The organism is Pseudomonas sp. UBA6310 (genome assembly GCF_002438225.1).
Lineage (GTDB): Bacteria > Pseudomonadota > Gammaproteobacteria > Pseudomonadales > Pseudomonadaceae > Pseudomonas_O > Pseudomonas_O kuykendallii.
Genome location: NZ_DJTK01000052.1, coordinates 1 through 15,453, shown reverse-complemented (window position 1 = coordinate 15,453; position 15,453 = coordinate 1). Strand labels below are relative to the sequence as shown.

The following is a 15,453-nucleotide window of genomic DNA, read 5'->3' as shown; positions in this document are numbered from 1 at the left end:
CGCGGCGGGCGCCTCATCGCCGTGCCGCGCCGCGGGGCAGCAGCGGCGCCTGGCGCAGGGCGGTCAGGTCGCGGGAGCCGGTGCAGAAGCAGGCGACGCGCAGCTGCGCGATGACGGTGTGGAAATGCTCCACCACCGCGGCGCTGGAACGCGTGGCGCCGTGCAGCACGGCGGCCGCCTGGCCGGCGATGTCGGCGCCCAGGCGGAGCGCCTTGGCCACGTCGACGCCGTCGCGGATGCCGCCGGAAGCGATCAGCAGGCTGTTCGGGCAGGCCTCGCGCACGGCGACGATCGCCTCGGCGGTGGGGATGCCCCAGTCGGTGAAGGCGCTGGCGATGGCGCGCTGCGCCGGTGTGTGCGCACGCTCGGCTTCCACCGCGGCCCAACTGGTGCCGCCGACGCCGGCCACGTCGATGGCAGCGACGCCGGCGTCCACCAGCCGCCGCGCCACATCGGCGCTGATGCCGGCACCGACTTCCTTCACCACCAGCGGTACTTCGAGACGCCGTGCCAGCTGTTCGATGGCCGCCAGCACGCCGCGCCAGTCGCGGTCGCCGCCGCGCTGCACGGCTTCCTGCAACGGGTTGAGGTGAATGATCAGGGCGTCGGCGTCGAGCATGTCCACCGCGCGGCGCGCCTGCTCCAGGCCGAAACCGGCCACCAGTTGCGCCGCGCCGAAGTTCGCCAGCAGCGCGATGTCCGGCGCCAGGCGCCGCAGCTGGCGGGTCAGGCCCTGGTCGGCGTCACTCTCCAGGGCGATGCGCTGGGAGCCCACGCCGAGGGCGATGCCGAGCTCCTGGGCGGCTTCGGCGAGGTGCAGATTGATCCGCGCGGCACGCGCCGCGCCGCCGGTCATCGAACTGATCAGCAACGGCGCACTCAATGCTTTGTCGAACAGCGTGCTGCGCAGGTCGATCTCGTCGAGATGGAGTTCGGGGAGCGCGCAGTGTTCGAAGACGATGGCGGCCAGGCCGTTGTCGGCACGCGACTTGGCCCTGGCCGGATCGAGCACGATGTCCAGATGATCGTTCTTGCGTGCCGACAGTTCGCCTTCGGCCATCAGGTTTCCTCGGTTTCGGGCAGGGTCTTGCGGGTCTTTTAAGTTGTACAGCTTCTGTACTAAGGTTGTACAACACTTTGCTTCGTCACACTTACCGCGACCCTGTCCGTCGCGCAGGCTGGAGCTCTCTTGACTCATGGCAACCTCATTAGTGCCGTCGCGCTGCGACATTTCCGCCGGTGATCTCGCGCCGTTGCGCGAGCAGGTGGAGCGTCGGCTGAACCAGCTGGTGCCGCTGCCGCAAGGTGGCGAAGACCTGATCGGCGTGGCCATGCACGCGTCCGTGCTGTCGCCGGGCAAGCGCGTCCGCCCGCTGATGCTGGTGCTCGCCGCGCAGGGGCTCGGGCACACCTCGGAGGCGTTGATCGATCTTGGCTGCGCGGTGGAGATGGTCCACGCCGCCTCGCTGGTGCTCGACGACATGCCCTGCATGGACGACGCCCAGTTGCGCCGTGGCCAGCCCACTGTGCACGTGCGCTACGGCGAGGATGTGGCGATGCTGGCCGCCGTCGCGCTGCTCAGCCAGGCGTTCCGCACGCTGGTGGCGGTGCAGGGCCTGCCGCCGTTGCTGAAGACCAACCTGGTCGCCGCGCTGTCCGACGCGGTGGGTGCGCAGGGGCTGGTGCGTGGCCAGTATCAGGACCTGCACGACGGCAGCCGCCAGCGCCCGGCCAGCGATATCGCCGGGACCAACCACCTGAAGACCGGCGCGCTGTTCGGCGCGGCGCTGGACATGGCCGCGCAGGTCGCCCAGGCCGGCGAGCCCGTGCGCACGGTGCTGCGCGATTTCGCCGTCGAACTGGGCCAGGCGTTCCAGCTGCTCGACGACCTCGGCGACTGCGAGGCCGATGTGCAGAGCCTGGGCAAGGATTGCGGCAAGGACCAGGGCAAGTCGACCCTGGTCAGCGTGCTCGGCCACGAAGCCGCGCGGCAGCGGCTGCGCGGCCACATCCAGCGCGCCGAGGCGTTGCTGGCCGAGGTGTACGGCCATGACAGCCCGTTGCAGCAGCTGCTCGCGGGGCTGTTCCGCCGGGTGGCCTAGGCGCCGGCCCGCTCAGCTGCGCGGGCTCAGCGCCAACTTCAGGCCGAGCCCGACGAAGAACCCTCCCACCAGCCGATTGAGCCATCGCGCCTGCGCGGCGGTGGCTTTCACGCGCTGGCCGGCATAGGCCGCGACGACCACCAGCAGGTGGCACCAGAGCATGCCGTTGAGGTTGAACAGGCAACCGAGCAGGACGAATGCCAGCGCCTTGTCGGTCGAATCGGGCGCGATGAACTGCGGCACGAAGGCGAGGAAGAAGAGCGCCACTTTCGGGTTCAGCGCGTTGGTCAGGAAGCCCTGCAGAAAGATCCGCCGGTACGGCAAGGCCGGCAGCGCGGCCTGTGATGCTCCCTCGGCGGGAGCCTTGCTCAGCAGCAGGCCGATGCCGACGTACAGCAGGTAGGCCGCGCCCGCGTACTTCACCAGCGCGAACGCGGTGGCGGAGGTCGCCAGCAGCGCGGACAAGCCCAGCGCCGCCGCCAGCACATGCACGAAAATCCCCGCACCCACCCCGAACGAGGCCACCGACCCGGCGCGCCAGCCCTGCGCCGCGCTGCGCGACAGGATCAACAGCGAATCCGGCCCGGGCAGCATGTTCAGCAGCAGGCCGGAAACGATGAAGAGCGGAAGGTCGTGGATGCCGAACATGGGGGCTGGCCGAAAACGATAGGCGTGCAGGTTAGCGCGCGGGCGATACGGGTGTCAGCGCCTGTCGGGGTGCCTGACTGCTGCCTCAAGCTTTCCGAAGCGCAGAGCGCCGGGGCATGCACCCGGGCGCCAAATCCCGCAATCGCGGCACCGGCACTGAACATGTCGCCCGCTGTCGGGTCGGAGACTCGACAGCCGCAGGCGCCCCTACGATCGGTGTGCTTTTTTTCGGGGAAGTTTCTTCGGCTGGCAGCATACTTCGCCTGTCCACGCGCAACGGATGCGTCGGCGCAGATGTTCTTTCCACCTTCATACAGCGACGGGAAACATGACCCAAAATCTCAGCCCTCTGGCCGGTGGACCGGCTCCGAAATCGGCCCTGGTCGACGTCGACAAACTGCTGGCGGCCTATGTCGACCTGCGCCCGGATGCGGAGGCGCCCTCGCAGCGCGTGTCCTTCGGCACCTCCGGGCACCGCGGCATCGCCTTCGCGCGCAGTTTCAACGAGTGGCACATCCTCGCGATCACCCAGGCGATCTGCGAATACCGCGCCAGCGTCGGCATCGACGGCCCACTGTTCATCGGCGCCGACACCCACGCGCTGTCGGCGCCGGCGCTGGACAACGCGCTGGAAGTGCTGGCCGCCAACGGCGTGCAGGTGATGGTCTCGGCGGGCGGCGAGTTCACCCCGACGCCGGCGATTTCCCAGGCCATCCTGGTCTACAACCGCGGCCGCACCACCGGCCTGGCCGACGGCATCGTCATCACGCCGTCGCACAACCCGCCGGAACACGGCGGCTTCAAGTACAACCCGCCGAATGGCGGCCCGGCCGACACCGCCATCACCGGCTGGGTGCAGACCCGCGCCAACGCGCTGCTGATGGCTAAGCTCGACGGCGTCAAGCGCGTCTCGCTGGCGCAGGCGCGCCAGGCGTCCACCACCCGCGAGTACGACTTCCTCGGCGCCTACGTGGCCGACATCGGCAACGTGATCGACTTCGACGTGATCCGCGGCTCCGGGCTGCGCCTGGGTGTCGACCCGCTGGGCGGCGCGGGCGTGAGCTACTGGGCGCGCATCGCCGAGCACTACCGCATCGAGCTGGACGTGGTCAGCCAGCAGGTCGACCCGCAGTTCGCCTTCATGAGCCTGGATTGGGACGGGCAGATCCGCATGGACCCGTCCTCGCCGCATGCGATGAATTCGCTGATCGCGCTGAAGGACAAGTACGACGTCGCCTTCGCCTGCGACACCGACCACGACCGCCACGGCATCGTCACGCCCAGCGTCGGCCTGATGCCGCCTAACCACTACCTCAGCGTGATGGTCGACTACCTGTTCCGCAATCGCCCGGACTGGCAACAGGGCGCGGCGGTGGGCAAGACCCTGGTCAGCAGCGCGATGATCGACCGCGTCGCCAAGCGCCTGGGGCGCCCGGTGTACGAAGTGCCGGTGGGCTTCAAGTGGTTCGTCGACGGCCTCTACGACGGCTCGCTCGGCTTCGTCGGCGAGGAGAGCGCCGGCGCCTCCTTCCTGCGTCGCGACGGCAGCGTGTGGACCACCGACAAGGACGGCCTCGCGCCGGCGCTGTTGGCCGCCGAGATGACCGCACGCACCGGTCGCGACCCCGGCGTGCTGTACCGCGCGCTGTGCGAGGAGCTGGGCGAAGTCTTCGCCACCCGCGTCGACGCCAAGGCGGATACCGCGCAGAAGCAGGCGCTGTCCAAACTCGACCCGCAGCAGATCACCCAGACCCAACTGGCCGGCGACGCCGTGGAAAGCGTGCGCAACACCGCGCCGGGCAACAACGCAGCCATCGGCGGCATCAAGGTCGCCACCGCCGGCGGCTGGTTTGCCGCGCGCCCGTCAGGCACCGAAGACGTCTACAAGATCTACGCCGAAAGCTTCCGCGACGACGCCCACTTGCGCGCTCTGGTCCAGGAAGCCCAGGGTGTGGTAGACGCCGCGCTGAACGCGAAGTGAGGTAGAGAGGGCTGCTCTGCAGGGTGAAGGCTACCCTGCGGATTTCGCGTCGAGTTCAGGTCCCGGCGAACACGGTGGACAAGCTTCGCGATGTCCACCCTACGTCGAGATTGGAGATCGCGCAGATTCCGCTGTCACTTGGCTGCCCTGCCAGTACGTCCTACGCCGCCTTGTGGCAGACAGCCTCGATGTTGTGGCCGTCAGGGGCGATGACGAAGGCCCCGTAGTAGTTCGGATGGTAGTGCGGCCGTAACCCCGGTGCTCCATTATCTCTTCCGCCAGCGGCGAGGGCAGCGGCGTAGAAGGCATCCACCTCGGCGCGCGTGTCGGCCGCGATGGCGATGTGCAGGCGCGCAGGCACGTCCTTGGTTTCGTGCAGCCACATCGACGGCTTGCCGCCACGTCCCAGGCCAACGCCGTAGGGGCTTTCCATGGCTACCGATACACCCAATGGGCGCAGCGCACTGAGAAAGAACGCTTTGCTCTCTGCGAGGTTCGTGACTCCAAAACCAAGGTGGTCAAACATGTTGTCGTCTCCCATTGGTGGCGCTGCGAAACGGATGGATGCGTGTGAAGCGCCGAGGCCTGGTCTGCGCAGGAGCAACGACGGCCGGGGAAGACCAAAGTGCGCCGGCGCCAACCTATAACTGAGCCTCAATGCCCGCTTTGTCTATCACTGGCAGTTTGAGTCAATAGATTCAACTCACTGTGGCAGGGCGCCACTTTGCTTTTTGGCTCTTACAAGATTTATCAGGGCCCTTATTGCAGAGTCGATTATACCGATGGCGCCGATAAAGATTACTGACAACCCTAGAAGCCCTGAGCCCGACTTGAAAATAAGCAGGCCGACTAACAAAGCTGCTATCCAAACTGCAACCCCTATGAGGTTTCTTTTGAATTTTTCCGAGGGAGGTAGTGCTTTGTATTTTGATTTAAGGTGTCGTTTTAACATGGCGAATTCCTTTTCTATGGTGGGGAGTTAAGTTCTACGTTGTTTTTGATCTTGACCTCTATGGCGGCCAGCTTCTTCTCGCTTAGTAGTATCGTTTCATCACCTAATGAGGCCGAGATGCTATCGGGGGTCCATAGTGCACTGTGCTTTCGAGTACATCTGTGAGGCAGATCAGTCTAGACCGAGACATTGCTGATTGTGGCGCGGTGGACGAGGAAGTAGGGTGGAAATCGCGAAGCGTTTTCCAGCGTTATATTTAAGACGCATCCGTCTCAATGGGGCGCGCCATTAAAGGTGGACAAGCTTCGCGATGTCCACTCTACGTTGAGAATTAAGTTCACACAGGTTCCTTGGTGTTTTCCGGGCTGCCTTGCTGAAGCGCCCTGTTGGACCCCGCCTATGTTCCAATTCAAGCCATCGCATACGGTGTTTAATTCGGCGATAGGTACCTGAGACGCATTGGAGTCATGACGCATTCAAATCTCCATTGACGAAGTCCACCTTGGGTGTGCGAAAGCGCATGGCAGCCCAAGAGCCAAAGAGCTTTGCGAAAAAGGAAATTGTGTGGGTGCTGGGGTTGGGCACGTCATCGGCAAGTTCGACCCCCTTGGGGCGATCGCGGGTCATCGTTCTTATTTCCAGTGCGGGCAACGCCTCCACAGGCCAGAGACCTCCGTACAGGCTCAACCAATGACCATTGGTGAAATCCAAGAACATTGGCGTATTGCAGCACGTAGCGACCACTCGACGCGTTTTGGAATGCTTCGACAATCGATATTCGCGTAAGCAGGACTGCCCTTTCTCGCACCAGACTCTGTCCTTTCGATAAAGCACAAAGCGCGTTGCAGCTTTATTATCCAGAATAGAGGGTGCACCGGGCAACGACTGCAGAAACGCCCCTGCTTTCTGGCAATCGTTACAGAGGCACTCAGCGCTGATTATAGGATTGCCTTGAATCTTCAAAGCTACCTGTCCACAGCCGCAGGTTAAAGCCACCTTCATGGTAGTCATGAAATACCCCTGTTCTTAGCAAGTAGGGTAGAAATCCCGAGGCGTTTTTCCACCACTGTATTTTAGTCGCTTCGGTATTAAAATTCCGCCGCCGATACAGGTGGACAAGCTTCGCGATGTCCACCCTGCGTTGAGAATTAGATTCGCTCCGGTTCTGGTGTTATCCGGGCTACCTTACTGGATTGCAGAAAGAAGCTCTGTCTTGTTTTGCGGGACTGACATGTTGATGACCTGGTGCCTAACGTAGAGATAACCAGCGCTGCGCGGCTTTATAGCGCAGCGTCCAGCGACTGAAGGAGCGAGGTTGAGCGCCGTATTAAGTTGCGTTTCTCGGAAAACGCATATGAATAAGCACAACTCGATTTCCTCGCTTGTCTTGCCGTTCCTCGATGCCATAAGGCTGAAACCCAAGCTTCGGATATAGCAGCAGGCCGGCAACGTTTCGATTGAAACACGACACAGTTACCTCGGTGGCCTGGTGCTTTGAGAAAGCAAGGCAGAGCATACTTTCGATGAGATATTGGGCCACACCGCGCCCTCGGGCTGCCGGGGAAACGATGACGTTTCCAATGGAGCAACACCCCCCAGCTTCCCAGCGGTAGAAGTTTGCGAATGCGACTACTTCACGACCAAGCTCCACGACTGTTGAATCTGAACGCTGCGCGATTGCGTCCTGCAACTGCGATGCAGCCAGCGGGAATGTTGCCTTTGGGAACAAGAAGAACAGCTCGTCTTCGCTTTGTGGAAAGTCGCGAATGATTTGAATGTCTTTCTCGGCGACAGGGCGATAACTTAGCGACATGCTTCAAGCAACCTAACGTGAAAGTAAGCGGCCTACGCGGCTTTTTGCGGACGTCCGCTCGACTGCAAGATTATACGTCATGGCCACCATCGGAGTAACGGAAACGATATTGATCTCCATTGAAGTCTGTAACCGCTACCGATTCTTCGCCGAGAACCAACGAGCCCGTGAAAATGTCTCGTCCAGATGATTGCCATAGGATCTCGCCGTTCTCAGTGAAACGCGCGACTTCAAGCTCGCCATGAGAAATGAGTGCGCCTGTGGGCTCGTGAAAGTGAAGGCCGAAGCAAGTAGCCGTGTCCACGCACAGTGCCCACTTGAACTCGAATGGTTGCAGCAACAGGCAGACGGCACTATCGGAAACGGCCAAGTACAGGCGACCGTTATGGAACACGGCCGAATGCTCATGCACCCCGCTCGCGCCCCCGGTTGCTCCAAACACCGCAATCGGGTTTTCGTTCAGGAAAACGCCGTGAACAGAAGCTGGCGACGACTCCGAATCTAGGTTCTTTTCAAATGGGTAGTAGCGAACGTTGTCCGACGAGCCGAAGGTGTAGGTGGGCTCGTTTATTACCGAAACGTCGCCTAGCTCAGTGCGCAGAATCATGACGTATAACGTTTGGTTAAGGGGCCGGCTTTAGCCGGTCCCGAGTGAGCGAAGCGAGCGGCTTGAACCAGTAGTTAGAGGTTCTCGCGCACGGATGACTTGTTTTGTGGCTCCCAATAACCGCCGCTACCGTGATATGTCTCGGCGTGTAGGGAAAAGCGCTCAGCACAATTTGAACAACAAAAGCTATATTCAACAATTTCGCCCCATTATTCGCCTGATGCTACAGCTGAAAATGAATATTGATTTATTGATTCGAGATCTGGCAGTTCGATTATTGTGCCGTCATCCACGTTTTGCTTGGCGATTTTTATTGCTTTAAGCAAGTCGTTTGGCTGCCGAATTGGGTAGCGAACACAAAGATCGGCGTAGTTCTCGCACAGCATCGAACGATAACCTCTAACGTTTGACGTGAGGGGCGGCCGGAGCCGCAGGCGGAGGGAACCCAAAGCGCAGCTTTGGGCCGTCCCTCTCGACGGAATTGTTAGGGCTATTTTTCAAGTAAGGCACGGTAGTAATCTGCGACGTTATTTTCTTGCCCTTGCATGATGCGATTGAGCGCACACCCCCAGGGCCAGAAGTTGACGCCTGACTTGGTTTTAAGCCCTGGGAATTTTTGCCCATTCAAATTGACGATGCCCCACTCCCCTCCGTGATTGCGACGGTAGACCTCGCCGATGTAACTGCCATAGCCTTTGGCGAATGACATGGCTTGCTCTTCAGTCGGGCGCGGCTTTGTGGTGATGAATGAGGAGTGCATCAACGCCAATGCCTTCTCTACGTTTTCGATACTTGCATCAGACTAATCAAGGGTGATGCCAAATTGGTTCTTCGCCATATCCACGGCATCTTGAGAATATGCTTCGGCCACCTTTTGAACATTGGCATCGGGCGTGAAGGTCGGTTTTGTTTCCGCCAAGGCAGGCTCCACGATTGAAAGAAGCGAAAGACAGAAAGCAAGCAGAGTGTTACGCATGCAGATAGCCCTAACGTTGGAGCTAACCGGCGAGCAAAAGCGTAGCTTTTGCGAGTCCAGTGAGCGAAGCGAACGAGGTTGAGTGAGTTGTTAGGCGTCAGACCGCCAGCTTGCCGGAGCACCAGCCGTCGACAAGCTCCGTGATCGTAACCGCCATGAGTTGGAACTCCTGATCTATGGGATGGAAGGCCCAGAGGCCCACATGCCCCCTTCGATACCCGAAATCGATACTATCCGCTCCGGAGCGGCCGACGGCAAAGAAGCCGATCTCTCTATCTTCATATGCCTCACCGAGAGGTGTAACGATTTGGGTTTGCGATTTATCGTCAAAATATCCGGACTCAGCCCAACCGTCGATAAAATATTCGGTACACTCGTAGTCGCGATACTTATCCGGAACTTTCAACGGAGCCTCCAAGTTGCCTAACGTTTGGTTAAGGGGCCGGCGTAAGCCGGTCCCGAGTGAGCGAAGCGAGCGGCCTTGAACCAGTTGTTAGGCGGAGATGCCTGAGGCCGACGCGTTGGTCGTTGCGGCACGATGACCGAGCCGCTGCCGAGATTCAAGCGCGAACGGCAAGACAGGAAAACACTTGTGCACGGCGCCGGTGCGCCAGCCAGGGCGGCGTTTGGGCGATAGCCCGCACGAAGATCACGGCGAGTTTTCAGGCCGCACGATCGTTGCGGGGGAAATGAAAAACGTGCGGCGGCTGCCCAAACTTCCATGTTTTGCACCGAGTAAAAAGTTAATAACGCCTAACGTTTGGTTAAGGGGCGGGCTTTACCCGTCCCAGTGAGCGAAGCGAACGGTTTGAACCACTAGTTAGGCATAAACTACGGTGCTAGTTTTGAGTTGTCAGATATAGAAAAAGCTACAGCACCGGTTTCATGGCAAATTACTGTAATGAGGCTTATTAGTTTTGCCTCGCTAGCTTCTGTCCATGCATCGCCAAAGTGTGCGGTTATATGCACTGACTCTACAGGGTTGCCGTTGATTAGAGCCTCTATAGAAAACTCCTTAGACTGCCAGAGGCTATTTACTGCGCCTGGAAAAGATAAGCCTATAGCAGCTTCGACGAATTCCTTATCTCCAAGTTGCATAACGTCTTCAACTGAAGAAAGATCTTCGATTGATAGGTCATTCGGTTTTATGAGGATTACATCGAAACTCATGTTTTATGCCTAACGCTTGGTTAAGGGGCGGGCTTTAGCTCGTCCCAGTGAGCGGAGCGAACGATTTGAACCACTAGTTAGGCGCTATTTTCCGCGATTTCATTTATTGCCTCTCTAATCAATGGCTCTGAATCTGAAAGAGACTTAACCCCTTCGCTGCACAGATGTATTTCATCTGATGCCCAGTGCAGTAACTCACTAGCCCGGCCTCTTGCAATTAACGCCAGTCGATAGCAATGAAGCCCGCACTCCTCAAGGTCGGCTGTCCTGTTTAGCATTTCCAGAATCAGCCGCGCGAGCCGTGATATTTCAACTTCACTTGCTTCGTTACGAATAAAGTCTAGCTCTTGGGGGTGACTGGTATCTTGCCTAGCGCGAGATCAATAACGAAGCTGGGCAGCTCTTCTAAGTTAAGTATTTTTTTATCTGCCCATGCGGTCAGTTCTGCCATAGATACTACCCCAATGCAGTTCGCAAGGATTAGGAATCTTGACTCGCTGAGTAGTATGTTCATAGCGCCTAACGTTTGGTTAAGGGGCGGGCTTTAGCCCGTCCCAGTGAGCGAAGCGAACGATTTGAACCAGCTGTTAGGCAGTTCATGTCGTGCGCTCGTTCTGAGGCTTCAGGCCAGGTACGCTTGCATAGAAAGAATGGGCAATAGACATACTTCTGGATTTTAACGAAGGAAGCTCATTGTGCAGAAAGACTACTTGTGCTTCAAGAGTGCAGAAATCCTCAAGCTGGTAGCAAAATATAACTATTGGGTCGTCAAGGTTTTCGCCCATACATTTAACAGTCGCCCACTTAATAAAATTGTTAACTTCAAACTCAGATTGGATATTTAGCGCTGATACTCGCAAGCCAAATTCTTCGGTAAACGTAAGCTCTATCGGCCTAAAAGGAAATTCATAAATTGGGCGTTTAAGACAAGTATCGGGACCGTCGAGTGATAGCTGGACTAGAGCCTCGTCGGGATTTTTGGATACCCCAATGTGGGCATCAACCCACGCGATTAGCTCTTCTGAGCTTACAAGCCCAAGCTTCCATAATGACAGAGCGATACTCAAAGTTTCCATACAGAGCCTACGTTTGGTTAAGGGGCGGGCTTTAGCCCGTCCCAGTGAGCGGAGCGAACGATTTGAACCATTTGTTAGCGGAATTTCTCGGTGGCGTGATTATAAATACGTACCGCTGCTTCGCGATGCCACTGTTCCGATGGGGAAAAGTGTATTTCATGCTGGTGTGTTGGCCATTGCCCAGACTCCTGACGGCATACAAATGCTACCTCTGCCTCGATTATTTCCATTTGATGCAATGGTGCATAAACTCCATTTAACTTAGCAGTCCATATGGATAATTTTAGATTTGCTTCTAAGAATTTCCATTTGTAACCATGGTACCCATTAGTACCATTTGCCTTAAAACCATAACTCAGACGTGATGCCATTGGCTGCTTAGCAATACCAACATAAAGCAATGAGTTGTCACAAGATACCGTATAGAGTTTTGCTATGCCTCGAGTAGTTATCGGGGCAGAAAACTTACATTCCTTTTCTTGACGTGAAAGTCGATACCAACCTTCGGAAAGAGCCAGTTCAAAGTCTAAAGGGTTGTCGAGCATCCGGCTCTCCATTTACCGCTAACGTTTGGTTAAAGGGCGGGCTTTAGCCCGTCCCAGTGAGCGAAGCGAACGGTTTGAACCAATTGTTATACGATATCAATTGGGGACTCCCGTTCCCATATTGTCTTCCAGCGCCTCACCAATCTGATGCAAGCCAATGACAGTAGAGTTTTCAGCCGCCCAGTGTAAATTAGTGATAATTTCCGCCAAAGCTTTCTTGTCCATTTCTAATGAAACCTCAGCTTCAAGACTTTCTAGCTCTTTACTCAGCGCCATCAGTTTTGAAGCAATTTTTTCAAACTCTACTCGAGTAGTATTGCGCTTCATATTTTCCTGAATCGTATAACGTTTGGTTAAGGGGCGGGCTTTAGCCCGTCCCAGCGAACGAAGTGAGCGATTTGAACCACTAGTTAGAGGCACGACACGCCTGCCTCTACAGTCTTGGTGTGAAATTCAAAGCCGTTTTCGTCAAGTGCATTGAAAATTTCCAAGCTACCACCGCCTGTGAAATGAATTAGTAAGCGCGTCCAAATTTCTATTTCGCTGCCGCCTACTGTCATCTCTCCTTGTGCTAAAGAAACTGACTCAACGGTACGTCCAATAGCAGCGTCAAGATGGATATTTCCGCTATCTATCCAGCGCACATTGCTCCCGCAAAGTGAAAAAGGCAGAATCCGATCGGCCTCTATAGCGAGCTCATCAAATTTTTGCCATGAGATAGAGAGCTCACCTGAACCAACTGCTAAAAATACTGGAAGGTCATTCCACTCGCTCCAAGCGGCGGTTTCCTCACACCAGATTTGCGCTAACTCATAGCCTACAATTGCTTTGCCAATTAGCTCGGAAAATTGGTGGTGAACTAAGTCTGTTTTTTCTCTAAGGCTGGCGAAATATTTCATGTGCTTCTAACGTTTGGTTAAGGGGTCGGCTTTAGCCGGTCCCGAGTGAGCGAAGCGAACGACTTGAACCAATTGTTATGAGAGAGCAGGCAACGTAAATTATCAGCTATTGCTCAGTATTTTCTGAATTTCATCCTTCAGCCTTGATAGGGTAGCGCGCTCTGCAAGAGTTTCTTCGGTTGTTCCCTGTCTGTCTTGTGCGTGCAGAAGCCGGCTACGCGCCAATTCTATTTTTTTGACCACCCCGACCGCATTTAAGGGGATTGGATTAATCCAAGGTAAAGCAGCGAAAAAATCTACTGCGCGCTCTGCCGACAACCTTCTAATTAGCTCGATGGAGTTCATTTTGAATTTGGCTCATAACGTTTGGTTAAGGGGCTGCGGAACGCAGTCCCAGCGAGCGAAGCGAGCGGCCTTGAACCAGTTGTTAGGCAGAGATGCTTGGGCCGACGCGTTGGTAGTTGCGGCACGATGACCGAGCCGCTGCGCAGGTTCAAGCGCCTATTGAGCGAGCAGGCGAACACTTGCGCACGGCGCTTGAGCGCCAGCCAGGGCGGCAGCCGGGCGATAGCCTGCACGACGATCACGACATTTTTCCCGCCCGTGAAGTAGCCGCGGTTTGAATACGGAATGTGCTGCAACTAACCCAACTTCCATGTTTGCACCGAGCCCCAAAATATACTGCCGCCTAACGGGCTAGGTAAGCGGGCTGCCGCGCAGAAGCGACAGAGAAAGCCAAGGCGGGTGTTCGGCAGATCCGCTTGACCGGATTGTTAGGTGCCTGACGCATTGAAAAAAGCCCCCGCATTTTTTGCAATTTGCTCTAGCTGCCCGAAATCGGTAACCAATCCAGCCTCAACACGCCACTCTTCAGGGGCACCTTGTAACCCATGCAACTCGAGCCGAAACGTAACGCTGCCCAAGGAAGTGCATGTGGCGGACAGGGAAAAATCCTGCTCGATTGACGCCCATGATCGCTGTCCTTGCCACGGCTTGCTGAAACTAGCGAGTTCTTGAAAGAATCGGTTTAAGCCATTTGCGTCTGTATAGGCCCAAACGCTAGTAGCGGCCGAGACTTCAAAACCTTTGAGTTCAACGCGGAAATATTCATCTCGGTGCTGAGACAAGATGACTTCTCGGTGTGACGATGTTGAGCGAATGGACAGCACTGACGGTTCCATTGGATGGCACCTAACGTCTGAAATGAACGGCCTCGCGCGGCTTTATGCGCGAGGTCCGCTCGATTGATGGGTTGGGTCTAGCCGCATCAATTCTGATGGCCGGCCAATGGAATGAGCGGACGAGTGTGTTTGCATTGCTTTGCCGGCCATTGCTCTTTGATCCCGCTTCCGATATCTGCATTGACGAAGACGGCTGGCTCCACCCACCTAATAGTTTCACAGCCATGTAAGTCATCTTTATGCACTGAAAGGTCAGTGACCTTTCGCGCAAAAATGCACGGGTTCGCTCCATAGAAATACCGAGAGCTGGTACTTTGGATGTTTTCATAACGTTGTGCGAGCGCCTTACTCTTATTTGCCGTAAGGCACATGCCATAGGCAGTGTCGACGCTGCGGTGATAAATGGTTTGCACTAAACCAACAGGCGTTGACAAGCGCGGCGACAGGATGGCGATGATTTTTTCCTCGGGGCGTGTAGCTGCACCGGCCGTTCCTTCCCAAGTAAGCAACCATGCGTTCATTGCTAGGCCCAACGTTTGGTTAAGGGGCTGCGGAACGCAGTCCCGAGCGAGCGAAGCGAGCGGACTTGAACCAGTTGTTAGGCAGAGATGTCTGGGCCTGCTCGTTGGTAGTTGCGGCACGATGACCGAGCCGCTGCGGAGATTCAAGCGCGTATTGAGTGGCAGGCGAACACTTACGCACAGCGCTTGAGCGCCAGCCAGGGTAGCAACCGGGCGATAGCCTGCACGACGATCACGGCGTTTTTCCCGCCCGTGCAGTCGCAGCGGTTTGAATACGGAATGTGCTGCAGCTAACCCAACTTCCATGTTTGCACCGTGCCCCAAAATATATTGCCGCCTAACGTTTGATTAAGGGGCGGGCTTTAGCCCGTCCCAGTGAGCGAAGCGAACGATTTGAATCAGTTGTTAGGGATGTGACTAGAACCAATACTGGTGCATTTTATTCAAGAATTCCGGTGTAATTGGAATGCCGGAGGCTGACCCGATTACAGAATCGATACCGCACTTTGGACATAGCGCTGTTTGTCCTTCGTCCACCCACTCTGAAATAGCAGCTGCAGCAAAGTTTTCTAAGCAGTAGAAGCAGCCGCAGGTCGTACTGTCTTCAATTTGACGGCGATGACGAGATGAGAATTGATGCGCGGCCTTAACGTCCATGTGGTGTTCCCTAACTATAAATAGACACCAAATGGTGTGATAACGCTTTGGCGGCCTGTGGTGGATAACATTCCTTGTCCTCTTTGCGGTCCCTGTCTAGGCTGGGGAGTGCAGCGGTCTGGATGACCGTATATAGGAGTTATGCGCCATGGACGGAAAGCCCCGGTTGCTCGATCAAGTTCGCGAACAGATTCGCTTGAAACATTACTCGATTCGCACTGAGCGAGTCTATTGCGAGTGGGTTCGTTGTTTTATTCGATTCCACGCCTATAGGCATCCTGCGGAGATGGGCGCGGCGGAGGTGGTGAATCGCCCCGGGTTTCGT

General features: G+C 56.8%; 22 protein-coding genes. 3 read left to right on the top strand and 19 right to left on the bottom strand.

The genetic code is table 11. From position 1 onward, the window contains the following. Positions 1 to 13: 13 nt before the first annotated feature. On the bottom strand, positions 14 to 1,060 hold the full coding sequence (gene fni, locus B3E91_RS12445) for a type 2 isopentenyl-diphosphate Delta-isomerase (protein ID WP_287029722.1): 1,047 nt from the start codon (positions 1,058 to 1,060) through the stop codon (positions 14 to 16). A gap of 136 nt (positions 1,061 to 1,196) precedes the next feature. On the opposite strand from fni, the gene B3E91_RS12440 reads away from it, so the two are divergent. Beyond that, positions 1,197 to 2,102: a polyprenyl synthetase family protein gene (locus tag B3E91_RS12440; RefSeq protein ID WP_287029721.1), complete on the top strand. Its 906-nt coding sequence runs from the start codon at positions 1,197 to 1,199 to the stop codon at positions 2,100 to 2,102. Between the two features lie 12 nt (positions 2,103 to 2,114). On the opposite strand, the gene B3E91_RS12435 is transcribed toward B3E91_RS12440, so the two are convergent. Next, positions 2,115 to 2,750 (bottom strand): LysE family translocator, encoded by a 636-nt coding sequence (locus B3E91_RS12435; protein ID WP_287029720.1) that lies wholly within the window; start codon positions 2,748 to 2,750, stop codon positions 2,115 to 2,117. A gap of 328 nt (positions 2,751 to 3,078) precedes the next feature. Here B3E91_RS12435 and pgm point away from each other — a divergent pair, with 328 nt between their 5' ends. After that, positions 3,079 to 4,731, top strand: a complete 1,653-nt coding sequence (gene pgm / locus B3E91_RS12430) for a phosphoglucomutase (alpha-D-glucose-1,6-bisphosphate-dependent) (protein WP_287029719.1) — start codon at positions 3,079 to 3,081, stop codon at positions 4,729 to 4,731. A 160-nt stretch (positions 4,732 to 4,891) separates the two neighbouring features. On the opposite strand, the gene B3E91_RS12425 is transcribed toward pgm, so the two are convergent. The 17 genes from B3E91_RS12425 to B3E91_RS12345 all read right to left on the bottom strand — a co-directional run bounded on the left by B3E91_RS12425 (position 4,892) and on the right by B3E91_RS12345 (position 15,128). Further along, the gene (locus B3E91_RS12425; RefSeq protein ID WP_287029718.1) at positions 4,892 to 5,257 is read right to left on the bottom strand and encodes a VOC family protein; all 366 of its coding nucleotides are present in this window, start codon (positions 5,255 to 5,257) and stop codon (positions 4,892 to 4,894) included. An 891-nt stretch (positions 5,258 to 6,148) separates the two neighbouring features. Next, complete coding sequence (locus tag B3E91_RS12420; protein WP_287029717.1) at positions 6,149 to 6,694, bottom strand: GFA family protein; 546 nt, start codon at positions 6,692 to 6,694, stop codon at positions 6,149 to 6,151. A 316-nt stretch (positions 6,695 to 7,010) separates the two neighbouring features. Then, positions 7,011 to 7,496 (bottom strand): GNAT family N-acetyltransferase, encoded by a 486-nt coding sequence (locus B3E91_RS12415; protein WP_287029716.1) that lies wholly within the window; start codon positions 7,494 to 7,496, stop codon positions 7,011 to 7,013. Between the two features lie 70 nt (positions 7,497 to 7,566). Beyond that, positions 7,567 to 8,103 (bottom strand): hypothetical protein, encoded by a 537-nt coding sequence (locus B3E91_RS12410; RefSeq protein WP_287029714.1) that lies wholly within the window; start codon positions 8,101 to 8,103, stop codon positions 7,567 to 7,569. 490 nt (positions 8,104 to 8,593) lie between these two features. Then, complete coding sequence (locus B3E91_RS12405) at positions 8,594 to 8,812, bottom strand: hypothetical protein (RefSeq protein WP_287029713.1); 219 nt, start codon at positions 8,810 to 8,812, stop codon at positions 8,594 to 8,596. A gap of 93 nt (positions 8,813 to 8,905) precedes the next feature. Next, positions 8,906 to 9,079, bottom strand: coding sequence for a hypothetical protein (locus B3E91_RS12400; protein WP_287029712.1), 174 nt, complete (start codon positions 9,077 to 9,079; stop codon positions 8,906 to 8,908). Between the two features lie 97 nt (positions 9,080 to 9,176). After that, positions 9,177 to 9,485: a hypothetical protein gene (locus tag B3E91_RS12395; RefSeq protein WP_273229355.1), complete on the bottom strand. Its 309-nt coding sequence runs from the start codon at positions 9,483 to 9,485 to the stop codon at positions 9,177 to 9,179. Positions 9,486 to 9,910: 425 nt separating this feature from the next. Next, entirely contained in the window at positions 9,911 to 10,249 is a 339-nt protein-coding gene (locus tag B3E91_RS12390) for a hypothetical protein (RefSeq protein ID WP_287029711.1), read from the bottom strand. A gap of 596 nt (positions 10,250 to 10,845) precedes the next feature. Beyond that, positions 10,846 to 11,325 (bottom strand): hypothetical protein, encoded by a 480-nt coding sequence (locus B3E91_RS12385; protein ID WP_287029710.1) that lies wholly within the window; start codon positions 11,323 to 11,325, stop codon positions 10,846 to 10,848. 74 nt (positions 11,326 to 11,399) lie between these two features. Further along, complete coding sequence (locus B3E91_RS12380) at positions 11,400 to 11,870, bottom strand: hypothetical protein (RefSeq protein WP_287029709.1); 471 nt, start codon at positions 11,868 to 11,870, stop codon at positions 11,400 to 11,402. 96 nt (positions 11,871 to 11,966) lie between these two features. Then, positions 11,967 to 12,197: a hypothetical protein gene (locus B3E91_RS12375; protein ID WP_287029707.1), complete on the bottom strand. Its 231-nt coding sequence runs from the start codon at positions 12,195 to 12,197 to the stop codon at positions 11,967 to 11,969. Between the two features lie 83 nt (positions 12,198 to 12,280). Continuing rightward, entirely contained in the window at positions 12,281 to 12,769 is a 489-nt protein-coding gene (locus tag B3E91_RS12370) for a hypothetical protein (RefSeq protein WP_287029706.1), read from the bottom strand. Between the two features lie 102 nt (positions 12,770 to 12,871). Then, the gene (locus B3E91_RS12365) at positions 12,872 to 13,114 is read right to left on the bottom strand and encodes a hypothetical protein (protein WP_287029705.1); all 243 of its coding nucleotides are present in this window, start codon (positions 13,112 to 13,114) and stop codon (positions 12,872 to 12,874) included. Next, entirely contained in the window at positions 13,111 to 13,410 is a 300-nt protein-coding gene (locus B3E91_RS12360; RefSeq protein WP_287029703.1) for a hypothetical protein, read from the bottom strand. The genes B3E91_RS12365 and B3E91_RS12360 overlap by 4 nt, the downstream gene beginning before the upstream one ends. 132 nt (positions 13,411 to 13,542) lie before the next feature. Next, entirely contained in the window at positions 13,543 to 13,938 is a 396-nt protein-coding gene (locus B3E91_RS12355; RefSeq protein ID WP_287029701.1) for a DUF6228 family protein, read from the bottom strand. Positions 13,939 to 14,036: 98 nt separating this feature from the next. Next, on the bottom strand, positions 14,037 to 14,471 hold the full coding sequence (locus B3E91_RS12350; RefSeq protein WP_287029699.1) for a hypothetical protein: 435 nt from the start codon (positions 14,469 to 14,471) through the stop codon (positions 14,037 to 14,039). A 417-nt stretch (positions 14,472 to 14,888) separates the two neighbouring features. Beyond that, complete coding sequence (locus B3E91_RS12345; RefSeq protein ID WP_287029693.1) at positions 14,889 to 15,128, bottom strand: cytoplasmic protein; 240 nt, start codon at positions 15,126 to 15,128, stop codon at positions 14,889 to 14,891. A gap of 148 nt (positions 15,129 to 15,276) precedes the next feature. Here B3E91_RS12345 and B3E91_RS12340 point away from each other — a divergent pair. Next, positions 15,277 to 15,453, top strand: a 177-nt coding sequence (locus B3E91_RS12340) for a phage integrase N-terminal SAM-like domain-containing protein (protein WP_287029744.1), incomplete at its 3' end; no start/stop codon positions are given.